This is a genomic window from Pseudomonas sp. NPDC079367 (assembly GCF_044542195.1).
In the GTDB taxonomy this organism is placed as follows: Bacteria; Pseudomonadota; Gammaproteobacteria; order Pseudomonadales; family Pseudomonadaceae; genus Aquipseudomonas.
The window spans coordinates 18,088-34,947 of record NZ_JBITTW010000053.1; the positions used below are offsets into that span (position 1 = coordinate 18,088).

The window sequence follows — 16,860 nt, forward strand, 5'->3', positions numbered from 1 at the left end:
GTAAAGTGGCGGCTATTCTAACTGTGCGGCGCGCAATCCAGAACCGTCAGAGGCGATGGGTCGCAGGCGCTTTCGAATTTTCACAAGGAACACGACATGACACGGCGATTGGCAGCGGCATTGACGATTCTCGGGGCGTTGATGCTGGGGGGCTGCGGCAATGACTACGGGATCGACCAGAACGGCCAGAAGGTTGCGTCCGAGCGTCTGGACAAACAATGGGTGGTGCTTAATTACTGGGCCGAATGGTGCGGCCCGTGCCGCACGGAGATTCCCGAGCTGAATCAGCTGGCTGATCAACTCAAGAGCAAGAATGTCGGGGTGTTCGGGGTCAATTTCGACAATGTGCAGGGCGCAGAACTGAAAGAAGCCAGCGAAAAGCTTGGCATCAAATTCACCGTGCTGGCGCAGGATCCGGCAGAGCTGTTCGACCTGCCGCGCAGTGAGGCGCTGCCGGTGACATTCATCATCGATGACAAGGGCAAAGTGCGTGAGCAATTGCTCGGCGAGCAGACGGCGGCGGGGGTGATGGCCAAACTCGAGGCGCTGCAGGCGACCAAATAGGCTGTCGTTGGGCAGGATCGTTCCCACTCAGGAGCGTGGGAACGATCGTTACAGCGATCGCGATCAGCTAATGAGGCTCAACCCTCTTCGAGCCACCAGCGCAACGGTTTGCCTTCAGCCGGCCAGAAGCGTATCTGCTCGATGGGCGAAATGTCCCAGCGCTGCACCTTCTCCAGCGCCTGCAGGAATCGCTGTTCCTGCTCCATCAACGCCGGGGCGCAAAGCTTGCGGGTCTTGCCGATCTTGCCGAAGGTCAGCTTGTCGCCGTCCTGCGTGTAGGGCGCAAACCAATGGTTGCAGCCGCCATTGCCGTAGGCGCGGCCGTCGTCGCCGAGGGTCACGGTCAGATGGCTGTAATCCATCAGTGGTCGCTCGCCGATCCATTCCAGAATGTAGCTGCGGTTGTGCTGCAGTTGCACCGGCTCAGCGGCGCAACCGGCCAGGCCGGTACCGATCAGTGCGGTCAGGGCGAGGCGTTTCATCACGCAGGCTCCTGGCATTTCGGGCACAGGTGTTTGTCGCCAACGGCTTTCCAGCCCAGCTCGGCGATGCGTGCGGTGGCGGCGGGTTTTTCTGCGGTTTTGCCAAGTTTGGCATCCACGGCAAATTCAAAACTCAGCGCTTTGGCGCAGCTGTCGCAATTGACTTGCCAGGTGTGAATGGCCAGTTCGCCGAACACCGGGCCTGTGGTCATCGCGGTCCATTGACCTGGGGGATTGATCAAATGGCGGACCGTGTCGACGGTCAGGCGCATGGACAAATCCTTGCTGCCTTTGAGCGTCACCAACAGGGCATCGCCGATGCGGATCGAGCCACCGTTGCCGGTCACCTGATAGCGGCCCGGAACCAGGGCGCGGCATTCGGTGAGGGTGTGTTGCGGGTTCATCAGGGTGTAGCGGAAATCGTGTTCGACCATGGATCCTCCAAATATGCGCGACATGCTAGCACGGGCTCGATTGCACAATGATGCGCGCGTGCGACCTTCGATCCGGTTCAAATGGGCCGGCAGTCATGGCAAACTGCCGGCCCCCGAATCTGAAGGAACGGAACATGGCGCTGATCGAATGTTATGAATGCAAGCGGAGCATCAGTTCCGAAGCGCTGGCGTGCATTCACTGCGGCGCCCCGATGGCCGAACACGTCGCCATGCAGGCGCAGCCAGCTGCGGCAGCGGCGCAGACCTCGACGATCTCCTTCGGCAGCCTGCCCCGCAACAAGGCAGTGCCCGAGGCGGTTGTGGCGCCAGTGGCCGAGCCGTTACCGAAAGTGATGCCGGCAGCGGCAGGGCGTCGCCGTCGTCAGCAGGCTGCAGAACAGGCCCGCGAGGAGCAGCAACCGCTGAACGCAGATGGCAGCCGCCCGGTGGAAGGCTGGCTGAAAATCATGGTGTTTCTGTTACCGGCGTTTTTCGTCTGGTTCCTGCTGCGCCGCGGCCACTCCAGCAAACAACGCCTGCTCGGTTTCGGCTGGCTGGGTTTGCTGATCCTGGCGTCTTCGCTGCCCAAGTAAAGGCAGTTCAGCCCTCGACCTGGTTCTGCGGCGTACCCGCCGCCCATGTCGCGATGTTATGCAGCGTGGTCGCGGCAATCGCACCCAGCGCCTCGCGGGTCAGAAACGCCTGATGCGCGGTGATGATCACGTTGGGAAACGTCAGCAGACGCGCCAGCACATCGTCCTGCAGCGGCAGGTCGGAGCGGTCCTCGAAAAACAGCTGCGCCTCTTCTTCATAAACGTCCAGCCCCAGATACCCGAGTTGACCATCCTTCAGCGCGTCGATCAGCGCCGGCGTGTCGACCAGACCACCGCGTCCGGTATTGATCAGCATCGCCCCCGCCCCCATGTGCGCCAGTGACTGGCGATTGATCAGGTGTTTGCTCTGCTCGTTGAGCGGGCAATGCAGGCTGATGATCCGCGACTGCGCGAGCAATTCCGGCAGGCTCAGATAGCGCGCGCCCAACGCCAGCACCTCGGGATTAGGATACGGGTCGTAGGCCAGCAGCTCACAGCCGAAGCCGTGCATGATTTTCGCGAACGTTGCGCCGATCTGCCCGGTGCCGACGATGCCGACGGTCTTGCCGACCAGATCGAAACCGGTCAGGCCATGCAGGCTGAAATCGCCTTCACGGGTGCGGTTGTAGGCGCGATGCAAACGGCGATTGAGGGCGAGAATCAGCGCCACCGCATGTTCGGCAACGGCGTGCGGCGAGTAGGCGGGCACACGCACCACCGCCAGGCCGAGGCGTTTCGCCGCGGGCAAGTCGACATGGTTGTAGCCCGCCGAGCGCAGGGCAATCAGCCGCGTGCCGCCAGCCGCGAGGCGCTCCAGCACCGGGGCGCTGAGGTCATCATTGATAAAGGCGCAGACCACTTCGTGCCGTTCGGCCAACGCCGCCGTATCGAGGCTGAGCCGAGCGGCTTGAAAGTGCAATTCAAGCCCGGCCGGGCAGTCGGCGGCGAGGAAGCTGTCGCGGTCGTAGGTCTGGCTGCTGAAAATGATCGTGCGCATGAATCCTCCTGGGACATCGACGCGGGCCGCAAAGGCCCGCGACAACTGTAGCGCTTTGCGCGCGCCGTACCCTGCCGTAGATCAGGCGTTGATGCGCGCCTGCGCTGCGAGCCGATTGATCGAACGCTCCAGTTCATCCAGCGCGACAGCAGCTTTCGGGTCGTCCTGCTTGAGCAGGGTTTCGCTGCGCTGGCAGGCCGCACGCAGTTGCGGCACCCCGCAGTAACGGGTTGCGCCGTGCAAGCGGTGCACGCGTTCGAGCAGGGCATTCAGGTCGTGGCTCTCACGCGCAGCGCGGATCGCTTCGCGATCAGCCTCCAGCGAGGCCAGCAGCATGGCGAGCATGTCCGCCGCCAGATCCGCCTTGCCCGCCGCCAGACGCAAGCCTTCTTCGTGATCGAGCACCGGCAGTTCCTGCTGACTCGCCGCGCTGTCGCCGCTGCGCTCCGGCGCCTGATTGCGCAGAGCCAGCCCGGTCCACTTCAACACCACCTGCGCCAGTTGCCGCTCGCTGATCGGTTTGGTCAGGTAATCGTCCATGCCGCTTTGCAGCAGTGCGCGTTTTTCGTTGGCCATGGCGTGGGCGGTGAGGGCGACGATCGGCAGCGGTGTGCAGTGCCGTTCGCTTTCCCACTGGCGAATGGTTTCGGTGGTCTGGCGACCGTCCATGCCCGGCATCTGCACGTCCATCAACACCAGATCGAAAGATTCGGTTTGCACGGCTTTGACCGCCGCGTAACCACTTTCTACCGCGAGCACTCGGGCACCCATGTCTTCGAGCAGGGTCTGCACCAGCAACAGATTGGCCGGGTTGTCGTCGACACACAGCACGCGCGGCGCACGGCTGGACAGCGGCTCGCCCGGTTCGCTGCGCGGCTGGCGCGGATTGACCAGATCAGCCAGCGCCCGGCGCAACTTGCGCGTACACGCCGGTTTGGCTTGAAGCTGGCTGTGCGGGTTGGGCACCGACAGATGAAACAGCGTCTGTTCGGTGGTCGGGCACAGCACCAGCACTTTGCAGCCCAGATGTTCAAGATCCCAGATGTGCTGGTTCAGGCGTTCCGGAAGCATGTCGTTGCTGGTGACGCCGATCACCGCCAGATCGATCGCCTGATCGGTCTGATGTGCGCCGGTGACGCCATTGCTCAGGCTTTCAAGGGTATTGAACGGTGTAACTTCCAGCCCGCAGTCTTCCAACTGATGTTGCAATGCCTGGCGCGCCAGTTCGTGATTTTCCAGTACCGCCACGCGGCGCCCAAGCAGCGGCGCGGCGGGCAAGTCTTCGGCATCGTCGCGAGTCTTCGGCAGACTCAGGCTGATCCAGAATTCCGAGCCTTCGCCCGGGGTACTGTCGACGCCGATCTCGCCGCCCATCTGCTCAATCAGACGCTTGGAAATCACCAGCCCCAGACCCGTGCCGCCGGGCTGGCGTGACAGCGAATTGTCGGCCTGACTGAAGGCCTGGAACAGCGCGCGCACATCCTGGCTCGACAAACCGATGCCGGTGTCCTGAATACTGATGCGCAGTTGCACGCTGTCTTCGTGTTCGTCTTCGAGCATCGCCCGGGCAACGATGGTGCCTTCGCGGGTGAACTTGATCGCATTGCTGACCAGGTTGGTGAGGATCTGTTTGAGGCGCAGCGGATCGCCAACCAGCGACAGCGGCGTGTCGCGATAGACCAGGCTGACCAGCTCGAGCTGCTTGGCGTGCGCCGCCGGGGCGAGAATGGTCAGGGTGTCCTGCAGCAGGTCGCGCAGGTTGAACGGAATATGGTCGAGCACCAGTTTGCCGGCCTCGATTTTCGAGAAGTCGAGAATCTCGTTGATGATCCCCAGCAGGCTGTCGGCAGACTTTTCGATAGTGCCCAGATAGTCGAGCTGGCGCGGGGTCAGTTCGCTTTTCTGCAGTAGATGAGTGAAACCGAGAATGCCGTTGAGCGGCGTGCGGATCTCGTGGCTCATGTTGGCGAGGAATTCGGATTTGATCCGGCTGGCTTCCAACGCCTCTTTGCGCGCCAGATCCAGTTCGATGTTCTGGATCTCGATGGTTTCCAGATTCTGCCGGACGTCTTCGGTGGCTTGATCGACGCTGTGCTGCAACTCTTCGCGGGCGTTCTGCAGGGTGCCGGCCATGCGGTTGATGCCCGAGGCCAGTTCGTCCAGCTCCTGGCTGCCGAGGGGCGGCAAGCGCGTTTCCAGATGTCCATCCTTGAGCTGCGCGACGGCTTGTTTGATCTGGCTCAACGGGCGGTTGATGGTGCGGCCCATGCGCAGCGCGAGGAGGGCGGCGCCGGCAAGGCCAGCGGCGATCAGCAGCAGGCTGGCGAACAGGCTGCGATAACCGCGCAGCAGCATGCCGTTGTGCGACAGCTCGAGTTCGACCCAGCCGAGCAACCGTTCGGATTCCTCGGGAATGATTTCACCGGCGAGGTTGCGGTGCTTGCCGAACACCGGCATCAGGTAGCGCGTTGCGTCATTGCCGCTGCGTCGTTGCAACAGCGCGCTGTCGCCGCTTGGCGCCTGATTGAGCATGGTCGGCCCGGCGTGGGCCAGCGGCGAACGGTCCGGAGCTAGGAAGGTCACCGCGCGCACGTCGGGTTGTTCAAGGGATTGGGTGGCGACCCGTTCGAGCAGCTCGGCATCGCCGTGGCCCATTGCCGGCGCCACCAGCGGCGCCAGTTGCTCGGCGATCATTTCGCCGCGCTGCAACAATTGGCTCTGCAGGTCGGTCTGCTGTGTCCAGGTGAAATAGCCACCCAGCACCAGCGCCATCAGGCTGGTCGGCAACAAGGTCAGCAACAGCACGCGACCTTTGATTCCCAGTTTCTTGAGCACGCCTTTCTCCCGCATCCCGCTGATCTGTTGACTCATGCGTGCATCCGGCACGCGACATGGGCGCAGTGTAGCGATTTGCAGGCGGGCAATCTTGCGGAAAATGCAGTGCCGCTCATGCACGCGTTCGTCCGAGGGGCGAAGCTTGTGTTGCCCGCTGTCGGACAATCTTGAATAATCCGCCAACTGAGAATTACTTGCAGATACTCATGACTCCTGTTTCCGCTGGCCAGCCACGCATCCTTTCCATTGAAGACGATCCGGTTCTCGGCGCTTATGTGCACGAGCATCTGGGCCGCAGCGGTTTTCAGGTGACCTGGTGCCAGAACGGCCAGGAAGGCCTGAACATTGCCCGGCGCCAGCCTTTCGACGTGGTGCTGATGGACATTCTGCTGCCGGGGCTCGATGGCCTGAAGCTGTTGACGCAACTGCGCCAGAGCCACTCGACGCCGGTGTTGCTGATGTCGGCACTGGGCGCCGAGGCCGATCGCATCAGCGGTTTCCGCCTCGGTGCCGATGACTATTTGCCCAAGCCGTTCAGCATGGCCGAGTTGCACGTGCGCATCGAAGCGATCCTGCGTCGGGTGGCGCTTGATCAGCGCCCACCTGCGGTTACCGCTGCGGTGGTCAGCGGCAGCTTGCGTTTCGATGACGAACACTGCGACGTGTTCGTGCGCGAGCAAGCGGCCGGTCTGACCCGCAGCGAATTCCGTCTGCTGGAAACCCTGCACCGCAACCACGAAGAAGTGCTGAGCAAAGCCTTCCTTTATCAGCACGTCCTGCAACGCGGCTTTGCGGCGCACGACCGCAGCCTCGACATGCACATCAGCCAGATCCGCCGCAAACTCAAAGCCATCGGTTACACCGAATGCGAAGTGCGCACGGTGTGGGGCAAGGGCTATGTCTTGAGCGCCGCTGATGAAGCTGTCTGAGCTGCCGGGGCGGCATTCGCTGTTCTGGAAACTGGCCTGCCTGCTGGTGGCGTTCTGTCTGCTGATGATCTGGCTGAGCTGGTCGTGGGGCCGTTACATGGAGGAGCGCAACCAGTTTCTCTCCAGCGAAGCGCGCAGCACTCTCAACCGATATGCCGCACAGGCCGAACAGGCGTGGCAGCGTGGCGGGCGCAACGGTGTCGATGACTGGTTGCAGAGCATGCAATTACGCGAGGCCAGTTGGGTCGGGGTGATCGGCGCTGATCTGCAATCGCTGAGCAGCCAGCCGCTGAACGCTGCGCAGGTGCAACACCTGACTTTCCTGCGCGGCCTCGACTGGCCGATCCACAAGAAGGGCCGGCCGTGGCTGCGGGTACCCTTTCCCCATGACCCGACCGCCGGCATCCTCGTCATCGAGTTGCCCGAGCGCTTTGTCCCGGGCAAGTACCGAGTGTTCTGGCGAGTGATCACCAACGGCGTCATTCCCGGGCTGTTCACCCTGTTGCTTTGCGTCGGCCTGTATCGCCTGCTGGTGGTGCCGCTGAACAACCTGCGCGAACAGGCCAACGCCTGGCGCGCCGACCAATTAAACGTGCGCCTGTCGAGCGGCATGACCCAGCGCCCGGATGAACTCGGTGAGCTGGCGCGGGCCTTCGATTCCATGTCCGAGCGCCTGCAAAGCACAGTCGCCTTGCAGCAGCAGTTATTGCGTGACTTGTCCCACGAAATGCGCACACCGCTGAGCCGCCTGCGCGTGGCCAGTGACAGCGAACAGAGCCTGGCGCAGTTGCGCGAGCGCATCGGCCGCGAAGTCGATGGCATGCAACGGCTGGTCGAAGACACCCTGCAACTGGCCTGGCTCGACACCGACCGCTCGCCGTTGCCGGATGAAGCGATCCAGATTCAGGCGCTGTGGGAAATGCTCACCGACAATGCCTGTTATGAAAGCGGCTGGCCGAGTCTGCAATTGCAGTGCACGGTCGAGGCATCGTGCTGGGTGCGCGGCAACCTCAATACCTTGGCGCAAGCGCTGGAAAACATCCTGCGCAATGCCATTCGTCACTCGCCCGAGGGCGGGATTGTGCGTCTCGATGGACGGCGCGATGGCGAGTATTGGCATTTGTGGCTGGAGGATGAGGGCGGCGGCGTGGCTGACGAAGATCTGCAGCGGATCTTTTCGCCGTTCATTCGATTGGACGGGTCAAGGCCCGGTGATGGTGGCTTTGGCCTGGGGTTGAGCATTGCGCGCAACGCGGTGCAACGTCAGGGCGGGTTGCTCTGGGCGGAGAATGCCGGGGCGGGGTTGCGGTTGAATTTGCGCTTGTTGGCGGATGATGGTGTTGCCCATGCGGACGCCTTCGCGAGCAGGCTTGCTCCCACAATGGAGCTCGGTTCGCCGCAGGCTGTGTGATCTACCGTTAATAGTGTCATCACTGCTGACACTAAATCCTGTGGGAGCGAGCCTGCTCGCGAATTCCAAGCAGCACCACGAGAACTGAGTGTTGCGCAAATAAAAGTCGCACCACTGGCGCGACTTTTATTCGCTTATTCCCATAAACCATAAGCACCGCACTTTGCGTGATATGGCCTGCGCGGGTTTGCCGGTATGATAGGCGCCCCCGCACGTCTGGATTGCGAATACGCCATGACCCTGCAGTACCCAACCATCGCCGATTGCGTCGGCAACACGCCGCTGGTGCGTTTGCAGCGCCTGCCCGGCGCCACCAGCAACACCCTTTTGCTCAAGCTCGAAGGGAACAACCCGGCGGGTTCGGTCAAGGACCGGCCGGCGCTGTCGATGATTACCCGCGCCGAGCTGCGCGGGCAGATCAATCCCGGCGATACGCTGATCGAGGCGACCTCCGGCAACACCGGTATCGCTCTGGCGATGGCCGCCGCGATCAAGGGTTACAAGATGATCCTGATCATGCCGGACAACTCCAGCGCCGAGCGCAAGGCGGCAATGACCGCTTACGGTGCCGAGCTGATTCTGGTCACTCAGGAAGAGGGCATGGAAGGCGCCCGCGATCTGGCCCAGCGCATGGAAGCCGAAGGCCGTGGCAAGGTGCTCGATCAGTTCGCCAATGGCGACAACCCGGAAGCGCACTACACCACCACCGGTCCGGAAATCTGGCGCCAGACCCAGGGCAGCATCACCCATTTCGTCAGTTCGATGGGCACTACCGGCACCATCATGGGCGTGTCGCGCTACCTCAAAGAGCAGAGCGACAGCGTGCAGATCGTCGGTCTGCAACCGATGGAAGGCTCGGCCATTCCCGGCATCCGCCGCTGGCCGCAGGAATACCTGCCGAAGATCTATCAGGCCGACCGCGTCGACCGCATCGTCGACATGGCGCAAAGCGAGGCCGAAGACGTCACCCGTCGCCTGGCCCGCGAAGAAGGCATCTTTTGCGGCGTGTCCTCGGGCGGTGCGGTGGCAGCGATGCTGCGCCTGTCCCGAGAAGTTGAAAACGCGGTGATCGTCGCGATCATCTGCGACCGTGGCGACCGTTACCTGTCGACCGGCATTTTCGACGCGCCCAACTGATGGCCAAACACGAAAGAGGCCTGCGCTTCCAGCCCACCGGCGGCAGCAAGGCGCCACAGATCCCGACCGGCAAAAAGCAGCGCTTGAGCATCGAGCGCCTGGCCAATGACGGTCGCGGTATCGCGTTTTTCGAAGGCAAGACCTGGTTCGTCCTCGGTGCCCTTGCCGGTGAGGAGGTCGAAGCGCGGGTGCTTGGCGCCCACGGCAAAGTGGTCGAAGCGCGTACCGAACGGGTATTCACTGCCAGCGAGCTGCGTCGTCCGGCTGCGTGCGCGCACTTCGGCCGTTGTGGCGGTTGCAGCGTTCAGCACTTGCCCCACGCCGAACAGCTCGCCCTCAAACAGCGCATGCTCGCCGAGCAATTGTCGCGGGTAGCCGGTGTCGAACCTGAAGCGTGGGCAGCGCCGCTGACCGGTCCGGAATTCGGCTACCGTCGTCGCGCGCGCATCGCCGTGCGCTGGGACATGAAAGCGAAACAACTTGAAGTCGGTTTTCGCGCCGCCGGCAGTCAGGACATCGTCGCGATCAGCGAATGCCCGGTGCTGGTACAGCCCTTGCAACCGATCATGAGCCGTTTGCCGCAGATGCTGCGGCGCCTGAGCAAGCCGCAGGCGCTGGGCCATGTCGAGTTGTTCAGCGGTTCGTCACTGGCGGTATTGCTGCGGCACATGGCGCCGTTGTCCGAAGCGGACCTGGCGATACTCAAGGATTTTTGCCAGTTCCATGAGGCGCAGTTGTGGCTGCATGGCGAAGGTGAACCGCAACCGGTCGAGGCCGGTCAGAGCCTCGGTTATCGCCTGGAACAGTGGGGTCTCGAGCTGGCTTATCGGCCGGGAGACTTCGTTCAGGTCAACGCCGGGGTCAACGAAACGATGATCGCGCAGGCGCTGGACTGGCTGAAGCCGAGGGCGGATGAACGCGTGCTTGATCTGTTTTGCGGGCTGGGAAACTTCGCGCTACCGCTGGCCAAAAGCGTGGGCGAAGTGGTGGCGGTGGAGGGTGTGCAGACCATGGTCGAGCGGGCCGCTGCCAACGCCATCAGTAACAATTTGCATAACACAAAGTTTTTTCAAGCCGATTTATCCCAGCCTTTGACCGATGCCCAGTGGATCGGAAACGGCTTTTCTGCGGTACTCTTGGACCCACCGCGTGACGGTGCTTTCGAGGTGGTGCGCAAGCTCGCGACCCTGGGTGCCAAGCGGTTGGTGTATGTGTCGTGCAACCCGGCCACGCTGGCGCGCGACACGCAGGAATTGATCAAGCAGGGCTACCGGTTAAAACGTGCCGGGATTCTCGATATGTTTCCTCAGACGGCACATGTCGAGGCCATGGCGTTATTTGAAGCGAGCCAGGACGGCTCGTCTGAATCCGTCTGATCTGTCCGCGCAGCGCTCGCCTGAGCCCCGCGAGCGCGAACGGACACTGAGGATCAGCGATTTGACGCATTGAATCTGCGTCGTAGGGAAGGTAAAGCAGCATGGTACAGGTGAGAGCACACCAGCCGATCAATACCGACGGCAGTATCAATCTCGAGGCCTGGCTCGATCACGCGGTCAGTGTCGATCTGGCACTGGATCGCGAGGCCTTGAAAGAAGCCTGCGAGTTCGCTCGCGAGGCCGAACAACAGTCCAACGCGAAGAAGAATCTGTGGGCCGAAGGCTCCGGAAGTTTCAGCACCGGGCTGGAAATCGCCGAGATCCTCGCCGACCTCAAGCTCGATCAGGATTCACTGGTCGCCGCCGTTTTGTATCGCGGCGTGCGCGAGGGCCAGATCGAACTGGCGGCAGTCGGCCAGCGCTTCGGCCCGGTGGTGGCCAAGCTGATCGACGGCGTGCAGCGCATGGCGGCGATCAGCGCCAGCCTCAGCCCGCGCCAGTCAATGGTCATGGGCACGCAAGGGCAGGTCGAGAACCTGCGCAAGATGCTCGTTGCCATGGTCGACGACGTTCGCGTCGCGCTGATCAAACTCGCCGAACGCACCTGCGCCATCCGTGCGGTGAAAACCGCCGACGATGAAAAGCGCAACCGCGTCGCCCGCGAAGTCTTCGACATCTATGCGCCGCTGGCGCATCGCCTCGGCATCGGCCATATCAAATGGGAGCTGGAGGACTTGTCCTTCCGCTATCTCGAACCCGATCAATACAAGCAGATCGCCAAGTTGCTCCACGAGCGGCGGCTGGATCGCGAGCGCTTCATCAGCGACGTGATGACCCAGCTCAAGGACGAACTGCAGGCTACCGGCGTCGATGCCGACATCAGCGGCCGGGCCAAACACATCTATTCGATCTGGCGCAAAATGCAGCGCAAGGGTCTGGAATTCAGCCAGATCTACGACGTGCGCGCCGTGCGTGTGCTGGTACCCGAAATGCGCGATTGCTACACCGCGCTCGGCATCGTCCATACCCTGTGGCGGCACATCCCGAAAGAATTCGACGACTACATCGCCAACCCGAAAGAGAACGGCTACCGCTCGCTGCACACCGCGGTGATCGGCCCGGAGGGCAAGGTTCTCGAAGTCCAGATCCGCACCCATTCGATGCACGAAGAAGCCGAACTCGGCGTCTGTGCGCACTGGCGTTACAAGGGTACCGACGTCAAATCCGGCTCGAACCATTACGAAGAGAAAATCTCCTGGCTGCGTCAGGTCCTCGAATGGCACGAAGAACTCGGTGACATCGGCGGTCTGGCTGAGCAGTTGCGCGTCGACATCGAGCCCGATCGGGTTTACATCTTCACGCCCGACGGTCACGCCATCGATTTGCCGAAAGGCGCGACGCCGCTGGATTTCGCTTATCGGGTACACACCGAAATCGGCCACAACTGCCGAGGCGCGAAGATCAACGGCCGTATCGTGCCGCTGAACTATAGCCTGCAGACCGGCGAGCAGGTCGAGATCATCACCAGCAAGCACGGCACGCCGAGCCGCGACTGGCTGAACCCCAACCTCGGTTACGTGACCACCTCGCGAGCACGGGCGAAGATCGTGCACTGGTTCAAGTTGCAGGCTCGCGATCAGAACGTTGCGGCCGGTAAAACCCTGATCGAGCGCGAACTCAATCGCCTCGGCCTGCCGGCGGTGGATTTCGACAAGCTGGCCGAAAAGGCCAACATGAAAACCGCCGAAGACATGTTCGCCGCCCTCGGTGCCGGCGACCTGCGTCAGGCGCATCTGGTCAACCTCGCACAGCAACTGGTCGAGCCGGAGCGCGGCAACGAGCAGCTGGAACTGATCCCGCGCAAAGCTACCGGCTATAAACCGGGCAAGCGCGGCGATATCCAGATCCAGGGCGTCGGCAACCTGATGACGCAGATGGCCGGCTGCTGCCAGCCACTGCCGGGCGATGCGATCGTTGGTTACATCACCCAGGGCCGTGGCGTGAGCATCCACCGTCAGGACTGCGCCTCGGTGCTGCAACTGGGCGGGCGCGAGCCGGAGCGGATCATTCAGGTCAGTTGGGGGCCGGTGCCAGTGCTCACCTATCCGGTGGACATCATCATCCGCGCCTACGACCGTTCCGGGCTGCTGCGTGACGTCTCGCAGGTGCTGCTCAACGAACGCATCAACGTGCTGGCGGTGAACACCCGCTCGAACAAGGAAGACAACACCGCGCTCATGTCGCTGACCATCGAGATTCCCGGTCTGGATGCGCTCGGGCGGCTGCTGGGGCGGATTTCGCAATTGCCGAACATCATCGAAACGCGGCGTAACCGAACTCCGTGATGCGATCTCCTGTAGGAGCTGCCGAAGGCTGCGATCTTTTGACTTTGGTTTTTCAAGATCAAAAGATCGCAGCCTTCGGCAGCTCCTACAGGGGTATATAGAGGCCTTTATGTATTCACTCGAAGACCTGCTCCACCTGATGTCCCGCCTGCGCGATCCGCAGTTCGGTTGCCCATGGGACATCAAGCAAACCTACGCGACCATCGTTGCGCACACTCTCGAAGAAGCCTATGAAGTGGCGGATGCCATCGAGCGTGGCGATCTTGATCATTTGCAGGGCGAGTTGGGCGATCTGTTGTTTCAGGTGGTGTATTACAGCCAGTTGGCCAAGGAAGAGGGGCGGTTCGAATTTGCCGGGGTGATCGACAGCATCACGCGCAAACTGATCCGCCGCCATCCGCACGTCTTCCCCACCGGCGATCTCTACGCGCCGCTCGACGTGCCGCGCTTGAGCGAAGAACAGGTCAAGCAGCGCTGGGAAGAGATCAAGGCCGAAGAGCGCGCCGAGAAAGCCTCGGCGCCCGAGCAGTTGTCCTTGCTCGACGACGTGCCGGCCACGTTGCCGGCACTGTCGCGCTCAGCCAAGTTGCAAAAACGCGCCGGGCAGGTCGGTTTCGACTGGCCGGACGCTTTGCCGGTGCTCGACAAGGTGCGCGAAGAGCTCGATGAAGTGCTCGAAGCCATGTCGGAAAACGATCCGGTAGCGGTGGCCGACGAGATCGGCGATCTGCTGTTTTCCGTGGTCAATCTGGCCCGGCATCTGAAGGTCGATCCGGAAACCGCCCTGCGCGGCGCCAACGGCAAGTTTGAGAGACGTTTCCGTTTTATCGAACAGGCATTGCGCGACACCCACCGTCCCATGGAAGATTGCACCCTCGAAGAATTGGACGCCCTGTGGGGCGAAGCCAAACGCCAGGAAAAGAATGAGCCCAGCTGCGGCTGAGCCGTTGCCCAAGTGAGTAAGCATTGATGAGCCTTTCCCTTCGCGACCAGTTGCTTAAAGCAGGCCTGGTCAACCAAAAGCAGGCCAAACAGGTCAGCAAAGACAAGCAAAAGCAGCAGCGTCTCGCCCACAAAGGCCAGGCCGAGCTGGACGATTCGCAGCAGCGCGCCGCCCAGGAAGCCATGGCCGAGAAGGTCAAGCGCGACCAGGAGCTGAACCGCCAGCAGCAGGAGAAAGCCGAGGCCAAGGCCCGTGCCGCGCAGGTCAAGCAGTTGATCGAAGTCTCGCGTCTGCCCAAGCTGACCACCGAGGACTACTACAACTTTGTCGACGACAAGAAGGTCAAGCGTATCTCGGTCAACACGCTGATGCGCAACAAGCTCAGCAGCGGTTCGCTGGCGATCGTCCAGCACAATGGCGGCTATGAAGTGATTCCCCGTGAAGCGGCGCTGAAGATCCAGGAACGCGACCCGCAGCGTATCGTCCAGCTCAACGTGCAGACCGAAGAGGTCAACGCCGAGGACGATCCGTACGCGGCGTACCAGATCCCTGACGATCTGATGTGGTAAATCCAAGGCTGTAACAACGACGAACCCCGCTCATGGCGGGGTTTGTCGTTTTCAATGCTGTGGTTGCCTCAGGCGGACTTCAGCTCTCGTTGCTGTTCCTGCACTTCCAGTTCGGCCTTGTAGTTGTGCGCATCTGTTTCGTTGTGGAACATGCCGACCAGCAAGTCTTGTTGATGCACATCCCAGATACGGATGCCGGCGGCCAGGCCTTCGTGGGACATGTGTGAATCGTCGCGTTCAGTTACTTTTACAGTCATCTGCTAGCTCCAAATCTCAGGTTATCTGCACCAAGGCGTGTGCAGGACTCTGTTATAGGTTTTGTTAGCCAGCTAAGTAAACCGCCGATTGGCGCAGGGTGTTGTTGCGGTTTTCGCAACAGTGCTGCAGGCCGCGTAAACCGCGACATTCGGTCGCAGGGCGTTTGGTTTCATGACAAACGTTTCATCTTCAGACACCCCGAATTGATCGTTCCCATGCTCCGCGTGGGAATGCCTCAAGGGACGCTCCGCGTCCAGTGACGCGGAGCGTCACGGGCTGCATTCCCACGCAGAGCGTGGGAACGATCAGTACAGGGCTCAACGGTGTTCTGGCTATTTTCTTCAGACAAAAAAACGCCCCGAACCAGTCGGGGCGTTTTCATGTGTGGCTCAGCAGCGGGGAATTACTTGCCTTCCCAGCGCTTCAGTACGAGCGTGGCGTTGGTGCCGCCAAAGCCGAAGCTGTTGCTCATCACGGTGTTGATGGTGGCGTTCTCGCGGGTCTTGGTCAGCACCGGCAGATCGGCCACTTCCGGATCGAGCTCGTCGATGTTGGCGGAGCCGGCGATGAAGTTGCCTTCCATCATCAGCATGCAGTAGATCGCTTCGTGCACGCCGGCGGCGCCCAGGGAGTGACCGGACAGGCTCTTGGTCGAGCTGATCGCCGGAGCCTTGTCGCCAAACACTTCACGCACGCCTTTCATTTCCGCGACGTCGCCGACCGGAGTCGAAGTGCCGTGGGTGTTCAGGTAGTCGATCGGGGTGTCGACGGTGGACAGCGCCTGCTGCATGCAGCGGATCGCGCCTTCGCCGCTCGGGGCAACCATGTCGTAGCCGTCGGACGTTGCGCCATAGCCAACGATCTCGGCGTAGATCTTCGCGCCGCGGGCCAAAGCATGTTCCAGCTCTTCGACGACAACCATGCCGCCGCCGCCAGCGATGACGAAACCGTCGCGGTCCTTGTCGTAGGCGCGGGAAGCTTGTTCCGGAGTGTCATTGCGCTTGCTGGACAGGGCGCCCATCGCGTCGAACAGGAACGACTGGCTCCAGTGCTCTTCTTCACCGCCACCGGCGAAGACGATGTCCTGTTTGCCCATCTGGATCTGTTCCATGGCGGTACCAATGCAGTGAGCACTGGTGGCGCAGGCAGAAGCGATCGAATAGTTCAGGCCCTTGATCTTGAACGGCGTGGCCAGGCAGGCGGAAACGGTGCTGCTCATGGTCCGCGTGACGCGGTACGGGCCGACGCGCTTCACGCCTTTCTCGCGCAGGATGTCCAGCGCTTCCATCTGGTTCAAGGTCGATGCGCCACCGGAACCGGCGATCAGGCCGGTGCGCGGGTTGGACACCTGCTCTTCGGTCAGGCCGGAGTCAGTGATGGCGTCTTTCATGGCCAGGTAGGCGTAAGCCGCTGCATGGCCGACGAAGCGATAGATCTTGCGATCGATCAGTTCTTCAAGGTTGAGGTCGATGGAGCCGGAAACCTGGCTACGCAGACCCATTTCAGCATATTCCGGGTTGAACCGGATGCCAGGGCGGCTTGCACGGAGGTTAGCGGAGACGGTCTCTTTGTCATTGCCCAGGCACGAAACGATGCCCAGACCAGTGATAACGACGCGGCGCATGCGAATAACCCTTAGAAGTTGTCAGTGGAGGTGAACACGCCGACGCGCAGGCCTTCGGCGGTGTAGATTTCGCGTCCGTCGACGCTGACCGAACCATCGGCGATGGCCATGTTCAGCTTGCCCTTGAGGACGCGTTTGATATGAATGTTGTAAGTGACTTTCTTGGCGGTCGGCAGCACCTGACCGAAGAATTTCACCTCGCCCGAACCCAGCGCACGACCGCGCCCCGGCAGGCCTTGCCAGCCCAGGAAAAAACCGACCAGTTGCCACATGGCATCCAGACCCAGGCAGCCCGGCATCACCGGATCGCCTTCGAAATGGCAGGCGAAGAACCACAGGTCAGGGTTGATATCCAGCGCGGCG

16 protein-coding genes are annotated in these 16,860 nt (G+C 61.7%); 9 read left to right on the forward strand and 7 right to left on the reverse strand.

Annotation, left to right across the window (positions count from 1 at the left end; translation table 11 throughout):
- Nucleotides 1-96 precede the first annotated feature (96 nt).
- Nucleotides 97-564, forward strand: a complete 468-nt coding sequence (locus ACIGDJ_RS26300; protein ID WP_397479755.1) for a TlpA disulfide reductase family protein — start codon at nucleotides 97-99, stop codon at nucleotides 562-564.
- A 77-nt stretch (nucleotides 565-641) separates the two neighbouring features.
- On the opposite strand, the gene ACIGDJ_RS26305 is transcribed toward ACIGDJ_RS26300, so the two are convergent.
- Together ACIGDJ_RS26305 and ACIGDJ_RS26310 are read right to left on the reverse strand one after the other, a co-directional pair.
- Complete coding sequence (locus ACIGDJ_RS26305) at nucleotides 642-1,046, reverse strand: META domain-containing protein (protein WP_397479754.1); 405 nt, start codon at nucleotides 1,044-1,046, stop codon at nucleotides 642-644.
- Entirely contained in the window at nucleotides 1,046-1,480 is a 435-nt protein-coding gene (locus tag ACIGDJ_RS26310) for a hypothetical protein (RefSeq protein WP_101156088.1), read from the reverse strand. The genes ACIGDJ_RS26305 and ACIGDJ_RS26310 overlap by 1 nt, the downstream gene beginning before the upstream one ends.
- Nucleotides 1,481-1,614: 134 nt before the next feature.
- Between ACIGDJ_RS26310 and ACIGDJ_RS26315 the strand changes: the two genes are divergently transcribed.
- Complete coding sequence (locus ACIGDJ_RS26315) at nucleotides 1,615-2,073, forward strand: hypothetical protein (protein ID WP_397479753.1); 459 nt, start codon at nucleotides 1,615-1,617, stop codon at nucleotides 2,071-2,073.
- Nucleotides 2,074-2,080: 7 nt separating this feature from the next.
- Here the strand turns inward: ACIGDJ_RS26315 and ACIGDJ_RS26320 are convergent, their stop codons facing one another.
- On the reverse strand, nucleotides 2,081-3,070 hold the full coding sequence (locus ACIGDJ_RS26320) for a 2-hydroxyacid dehydrogenase (protein ID WP_397479752.1): 990 nt from the start codon (nucleotides 3,068-3,070) through the stop codon (nucleotides 2,081-2,083).
- Nucleotides 3,071-3,151: 81 nt separating this feature from the next.
- A complete protein-coding gene (locus tag ACIGDJ_RS26325; RefSeq protein ID WP_397479761.1) occupies nucleotides 3,152-5,905 on the reverse strand; it encodes a response regulator in 2,754 nt (917 codons plus the stop codon).
- A gap of 206 nt (nucleotides 5,906-6,111) precedes the next feature.
- Here ACIGDJ_RS26325 and ACIGDJ_RS26330 point away from each other — a divergent pair, with 206 nt between their 5' ends.
- From ACIGDJ_RS26330 to ACIGDJ_RS26360, 7 genes are all read left to right on the forward strand, one after another.
- The gene (locus ACIGDJ_RS26330; protein ID WP_101156094.1) at nucleotides 6,112-6,834 is read left to right on the forward strand and encodes a response regulator transcription factor; all 723 of its coding nucleotides are present in this window, start codon (nucleotides 6,112-6,114) and stop codon (nucleotides 6,832-6,834) included.
- On the forward strand, nucleotides 6,821-8,245 hold the full coding sequence (locus ACIGDJ_RS26335) for a histidine kinase sensor domain-containing protein (RefSeq protein ID WP_397479751.1): 1,425 nt from the start codon (nucleotides 6,821-6,823) through the stop codon (nucleotides 8,243-8,245). The genes ACIGDJ_RS26330 and ACIGDJ_RS26335 overlap by 14 nt, the downstream gene beginning before the upstream one ends.
- Before the next feature lie 234 nt (nucleotides 8,246-8,479).
- Nucleotides 8,480-9,382: a cysteine synthase CysM gene (gene cysM, locus ACIGDJ_RS26340; RefSeq protein ID WP_041479583.1), complete on the forward strand. Its 903-nt coding sequence runs from the start codon at nucleotides 8,480-8,482 to the stop codon at nucleotides 9,380-9,382.
- Nucleotides 9,382-10,758, forward strand: a complete 1,377-nt coding sequence (rlmD, locus tag ACIGDJ_RS26345; protein WP_397479750.1) for a 23S rRNA (uracil(1939)-C(5))-methyltransferase RlmD — start codon at nucleotides 9,382-9,384, stop codon at nucleotides 10,756-10,758. The genes cysM and rlmD overlap by 1 nt, the downstream gene beginning before the upstream one ends.
- A 101-nt stretch (nucleotides 10,759-10,859) precedes the next feature.
- Complete coding sequence (gene relA, locus ACIGDJ_RS26350) at nucleotides 10,860-13,103, forward strand: GTP diphosphokinase (RefSeq protein ID WP_039757831.1); 2,244 nt, start codon at nucleotides 10,860-10,862, stop codon at nucleotides 13,101-13,103.
- 109 nt (nucleotides 13,104-13,212) lie between these two features.
- Nucleotides 13,213-14,046: a nucleoside triphosphate pyrophosphohydrolase gene (mazG, locus tag ACIGDJ_RS26355; RefSeq protein ID WP_101156102.1), complete on the forward strand. Its 834-nt coding sequence runs from the start codon at nucleotides 13,213-13,215 to the stop codon at nucleotides 14,044-14,046.
- Between the two features lie 26 nt (nucleotides 14,047-14,072).
- Nucleotides 14,073-14,615, forward strand: coding sequence for a DUF2058 domain-containing protein (locus tag ACIGDJ_RS26360; protein WP_101156104.1), 543 nt, complete (start codon nucleotides 14,073-14,075; stop codon nucleotides 14,613-14,615).
- A gap of 68 nt (nucleotides 14,616-14,683) precedes the next feature.
- On the opposite strand, the gene ACIGDJ_RS26365 is transcribed toward ACIGDJ_RS26360, so the two are convergent.
- From ACIGDJ_RS26365 to fabA, 3 genes are all read right to left on the reverse strand, one after another.
- Entirely contained in the window at nucleotides 14,684-14,872 is a 189-nt protein-coding gene (locus ACIGDJ_RS26365; RefSeq protein WP_101156106.1) for a hypothetical protein, read from the reverse strand.
- Nucleotides 14,873-15,276: 404 nt separating this feature from the next.
- Nucleotides 15,277-16,497, reverse strand: coding sequence for a beta-ketoacyl-ACP synthase I (gene fabB, locus ACIGDJ_RS26370; protein ID WP_016773647.1), 1,221 nt, complete (start codon nucleotides 16,495-16,497; stop codon nucleotides 15,277-15,279).
- 11 nt (nucleotides 16,498-16,508) lie between these two features.
- A partial coding sequence (fabA, locus tag ACIGDJ_RS26375; RefSeq protein ID WP_397504659.1) for a bifunctional 3-hydroxydecanoyl-ACP dehydratase/trans-2-decenoyl-ACP isomerase occupies nucleotides 16,509-16,860 on the reverse strand: 352 nt, incomplete at its 5' end.